Source organism: Synechococcus sp. BS55D (genome assembly GCF_004332415.1).
GTDB lineage: Bacteria > Cyanobacteriota > Cyanobacteriia > PCC-6307 > Cyanobiaceae > Synechococcus_C.
In genome coordinates this window covers 1-5,384 of sequence record NZ_PHQT01000007.1, presented here as the reverse complement: position 1 = coordinate 5,384, position 5,384 = coordinate 1, and the positions used below count along the sequence as shown (strand labels likewise).

General features: G+C 53.2%; 2 tRNA genes and 3 rRNA genes. All 5 read right to left on the bottom strand.

Annotation, left to right across the window (positions count from 1 at the left end):
- Positions 1 to 14: 14 nt before the first annotated feature.
- The 5 genes from rrf to CWE16_RS11940 all read right to left on the bottom strand — a co-directional run bounded on the left by rrf (position 15) and on the right by CWE16_RS11940 (position 5,364).
- Positions 15 to 131, bottom strand: a 5S ribosomal RNA gene (gene rrf, locus CWE16_RS11960).
- A 109-nt stretch (positions 132 to 240) separates the two neighbouring features.
- Positions 241 to 3,106: ribosomal RNA gene (locus CWE16_RS11955) — 23S ribosomal RNA — on the bottom strand.
- Between the two features lie 432 nt (positions 3,107 to 3,538).
- Positions 3,539 to 3,611, bottom strand: a tRNA-Ala gene (locus CWE16_RS11950).
- 9 nt (positions 3,612 to 3,620) lie between these two features.
- A tRNA-Ile gene (locus tag CWE16_RS11945) sits at positions 3,621 to 3,694 on the bottom strand.
- Positions 3,695 to 3,879: 185 nt separating this feature from the next.
- Positions 3,880 to 5,364, bottom strand: a 16S ribosomal RNA gene (locus CWE16_RS11940).
- Together the 16S, 23S and 5S rRNA genes with 2 tRNA genes alongside form the textbook arrangement of a ribosomal RNA operon.
- Positions 5,365 to 5,384 lie beyond the last annotated feature (20 nt).

Below are 5,384 nucleotides of genomic sequence, written 5' to 3'. Positions count from 1 at the left end.
TTGAGAATTGTTTTACCTGGCATCGAGCTATTTTCTCAGGGGGCTACCCCCCAAATATCGTCGCCGCTGCTGCGTTTCACAACCGAGTTCGAGATGGATCGGAGTGGGACCACAGCGCCATGGACACCAGGATAGTTCAATCCTCAAGGTATGAACCCTGAGAACTGCATAGGCTCCCATCACTCTTCAGTGATGACGTCTGAATTGAATAAAACTTGTCTCTCAGGCAAGAACCAAATGTTGGTCAAGCCCTCGGTCTATTAGTACTCCTCCGCTGCATCCATTACTGGACTTCCACGTAGAGCCTATCAACGGGTGTTCTTCCCGTGACCTTACTGGGTTACCCCATGGGAACACTCATCTTGAGGTGGGCTTCCCACTTAGATGCTTTCAGCGGTTATCCACTCCGCACATGGCTACCCAGCGTTTACCGTTGGCACGATAACTGGTACACCAGAGGTGCGTTCCTCCCGGTCCTCTCGTACTAGGGAGAAATCCTCTCAATGTTCCTACGCATACACCGGATATGGACCGAACTGTCTCACGACGTTCTGAACCCAGCTCGCGTACCGCTTTAATGGGCGAACAGCCCAACCCTTGGGACCGACTTCAGCCCCAGGTTGCGATGAGCCGACATCGAGGTGCCAAACCTCCCCGTCGATGTGAACTCTTGGGGGAGATCAGCCTGTTATCCCTAGAGTAACTTTTATCCGTTGAGCGACGGCCCTTCCACTCAGAACCGTCGGATCACTAAAGCCGACTTTCGTCCCTGTTCGACTTGTAGGTCTCACAGTCAAGCTTGCTTCTGCTTTTGCACTCGACGGCTGATTTCCAACCAGCCTGAGCAAACCTTTGCGCGCCTCCGTTACCTTTTAGGAGGCGACCGCCCCAGTCAAACTGCCCACCTGATACTGTCCGCTCCCCGGATAACGGGTGAACGTTAGAACCCTAGCTCTGAAAGAGTGGTATCTCACCATTGACTCCCTAGTACCCGCAAGCACTAGATCAACGTCTCCCACCTATCCTGCGCATTCAGAGCCCGGGCACAATACCAAGCTACAGTAAAGCTTCATAGGGTCTTTCTGTCCGGGTGTATGTAGTCCGCATCTTCACAGACAATTCTATTTCGCCGAGCCTCTCTCCGAGACAGCTCCCAGATCGTTACGCCTTTCGTGCGGGTCGGAACTTACCCGACAAGGAATTTCGCTACCTTAGGACCGTTATAGTTACGGCCGCCGTTCACCGGGGCTTCAGTCGCCAGCTTCGCTTACGCTGACCGGCTTCCTTAACCTTCCGGCACTGGGCAGGCGTCAGCCCCCATACATCGTCTTGCGACTTAGCGGAGACCTGTGTTTTTGGTAAACAGTCGCCTGGGACTCTTCACTGCGACCAGCTCGCGCTGGCACCCCTTCTCCCGAAGTTACGGGGCCATTTTGCCGAGTTCCTTAGAGAGAGTTACCTCGCGCACCTCGGTATTCTCTACCACCCCACCTGTGTCGGTTTCGGGTACTGGCAGTTATGCCTTAACGGGTATAGAGCTTTTCTTGGAAGCATGACGTCACCAACTTCGCTGCCGTAGCAGCTCGTACTCACGCCTCAGCTCGGATCGTTTTCGCCGATCCTCAACGCCTCGAACGCTTGAACCAGTAACCAACATCTGGCTTGGCTAGCCTTCTCCGTCCCTCTTCCCAAAACATAACCGGTACAGGAATGTTGACCTGTTATCCATCGACTACGCCTTTCGGCCTCGCCTTAGGTCCAGACTAACCCTCCGCGGACGAGCCTGCCGGAGGAACCCTTAGGGTTTCGGTGCATGGGATTCTCACCCATGTTTTCGCTACTCAAGCCGACATTCTCACTTCCATGCAGTCCACGCCCGCTCACGCTAACGCTTCACCCCACATGGAACGCTCCCCTACCATAAATCCGCAGCTTCGGTACAACGCTTAGCCCCGTTCATTTTCGGCGCAGGATCGCTCGACCAGTGAGCTATTACGCACTCCTTTGAGGATGGCTGCTTCTAGGCAAACCTCCTGGTTGTCTGGGCAATCCCACCTCCTTTATCACTTAGCGTTGATTTGGGGACCTTAGCTGGCGGTCTGGGCTGTTTCCCTCTCGACCATGGAGCTTATCCCCCACAGTCTGACTGCCTCGCTACACACAGGGTATTCAGAGTTCATCTCGATTTGGTACCGCTCTCGCAGCCCGCACCGAAATGGTGGCTTTACCCCCCTGCTGGAGCACGAGACGCTACGCCTCAACGTATTTCGGGGAGAACCAGCTAGCTCCGGGTTCGATTGGCATTTCACCCCTAACCACAGCTCATCCGCTGATTTTTCAACATCAGTCGGTTCGGACCTCCACTTGGTATCACCCAAGCTTCATCCTGGCCATGGTTAGATCACCCGGGTTCGGGTCTATAAACACTGACAAACGCCCTATTCAGACTCGCTTTCGCTATGGCTCCACCATTCCCGGTTTAACCCGCCAGTGCCTATAAGTCGCCGGCTCATTCTTCAACAGGCACACGGTCATCCGATCAGTCGGACTCCCATTGCTTGTAAGCTCACGGTTTCATGTTCTATTTCACTCCCCTCCCGGGGTTCTTTTCACCTTTCCCTCGCGGTACTGTTTCGCTATCGGTCACACAGGAGTACTTAGCCTTACGAGGTGGTCCTCGCGGATTCACACGGAATTTCACGTGCTCCGTGCTACTCGGGATACAGCTAGGTCAGTTCAGTTTTCGTGTACGGGACTTTCACCCTCTGTGGTGTGCCATTCAAACACTTCCACTAACATCCCTTTTCCACATTGCTGTCCCACAACCCCGATGCTCGAAAGCATCGGTTTAGGCTCTTCCCCGTTCGCTCGCCGCTACTTAGGGAGTCGTTTTTACTTTCCTTTCCTCCAGCTACTAAGATGTTTCAGTTCGCTGGGTTGGCTCGCACCGCCCTATGGATTCAGGCGGCCGTTCTAGGGGTTGCCCCATTCGGAAATTCCCGGATCAAAGCGTGTTTCCAGCTCCCCGAGACTTATCGCAGGTAACCACGTCCTTCATCGCCTCTGTGTGCCAAGGTATCCACCGTGAGCCCTTTGTAGCTTGACCAATGTATCTCCAACACGCTTGCTGTCGTTGAAACAGATTCTCTCTGATTCATTGCTGAATCAAAAATCTAACTCCTCATTGCTCGACACAATCAGAAGAACGTGATGGAGTCTCGGCTCTTGCTCGATAGAATTTGCAATCACTCCTCATCATCACCCTTTCGGATAATCATTCAGAGTCATCGCATCATCCATGAGATGCTTTATTCTTTCCAGACTCACCTATGCAGTTGTCAAGGTTCTGCCAGACTTCAAATCAAATCATCAATTGCTTGATCACTTGATTCGAGCCCAGCATCTTATCAACCATCGATAGATTTTTCTCTATCGCCGGAATGACAGGAAGCTGGGTTCCTCTAGCGGACACATCTAAATCACACTCCAACTGAACTCAAAACTCCATGACTGGACATTGAGGATTGAGATCGGTCAGTGGAGGTTAGGAGACTCGAACTCCTGACATCCTGCTTGCAAAGCAGGCGCTCTACCAACTGAGCTAAACCCCCAACACCGAATGGGCCATCCTGGACTTGAACCAGGGACCTCACCCTTATCAGGGGTGCGCTCTAACCACCTGAGCTAATGGCCCAGGAGTCTCATCCCTTTTGGGGTGTGACCTAGACAAAGTTTAGGAACTAAAAATCTCCATTAAGCAGTTCACTGTTTCCAGTTCACTCTTAACTTCAAAGCTGAGGTACCGATCGACCTAAGGTGACAGGATTTCGGCCTAAGAATAAAACTACTCAGGCATCAAAATCATTGTTTGTCTCCCTGTTAGGAGGTGATCCAGCCGCACCTTCCGGTACGGCTACCTTGTTACGACTTCACCCCAGTCATCAGCCCCACCTTCGACGTCCTCCTCCACAAGGGTTGGAGTAACGGCTTCGGGCGTGGCCAACTTCCATGGTGTGACGGGCGGTGTGTACAAGGCCCGGGAACGTATTCACCGCAGTATGCTGACCTGCGATTACTAGCGATTCCTCCTTCACGTAGGCGAGTTGCAGCCTACGATCTGAACTGAGCCACGGTTTATGAGATTTGCTTGTCCTCGCGAACTTGCTGCTCTTTGTCCGTAGCATTGTAGTACGTGTGTAGCCCAGGATGTAAGGGGCATGATGACTTGACGTCATCCACACCTTCCTCCGGTTTATCACCGGCGGTCTCTCTAGAGTGCCCAACTGAATGCTGGCAACTAAAGACGTGGGTTGCGCTCGTTGCGGGACTTAACCCAACATCTCACGACACGAGCTGACGACAGCCATGCACCACCTGTCACTGCGTTCCCGAAGGCACTCTCCCGTTTCCAGGAGATTCGCAGGATGTCAAACCCTGGTAAGGTTCTTCGCGTTGCATCGAATTAAACCACATACTCCACCGCTTGTGCGGGCCCCCGTCAATTCCTTTGAGTTTCACACTTGCGTGCGTACTCCCCAGGCGGAACACTTAACGCGTTGGCTACGACACCGAGGGGGTCGATTCCCCCGACACCTAGTGTTCATCGTTTACGGCCAGGACTACAGGGGTATCTAATCCCTTTCGCTCCCCTGGCTTTCGTCCATGAGCGTCAGTTATGGCCCAGCAGAGCGCCTTCGCCACTGGTGTTCTTCCCGATATCTACGCATTTCACCGCTACACCGGGAATTCCCTCTGCCCCTACCACACTCTAGTCCAGAAGTTTCCACTGCCATGATGGAGTTAAGCTCCACTTTTTAACAGCAGACTTTCTGGACCGCCTGCGGACGCTTTACGCCCAATAATTCCGGATAACGCTTGCCACTCCCGTATTACCGCGGCTGCTGGCACGGAATTAGCCGTGGCTTATTCCTCAAGTACCGTCAGATCTTCTTCCTTGAGAAAAGAGGTTTACAGCCCAGAGGCCTTCATCCCTCACGCGGCGTTGCTCCGTCAGGCTTTCGCCCATTGCGGAAAATTCCCCACTGCTGCCTCCCGTAGGAGTCTGGGCCGTGTCTCAGTCCCAGTGTGGCTGATCATCCTCTCAGACCAGCTACTGATCGATGCCTTGGTGCGCCTTTACCACACCAACTAGCTAATCAGACGCGAGCTCATCCTCAGGCGAAATTCGTTTCACCTCTCGGCATATGGGGTATTAGCAGCCGTTTCCAGCTGTTGTCCCCCTCCTGAGGGCAGATTCTCACGCGTTACTCACCCGTCCGCCACTAACCCGAAGGTTCGTTCGACTTGCATGTGTTAAGCACGCCGCCAGCGTTCATCCTGAGCCAGGATCAAACTCTCCGTTGTAGATCAATTCCTTTTGATGA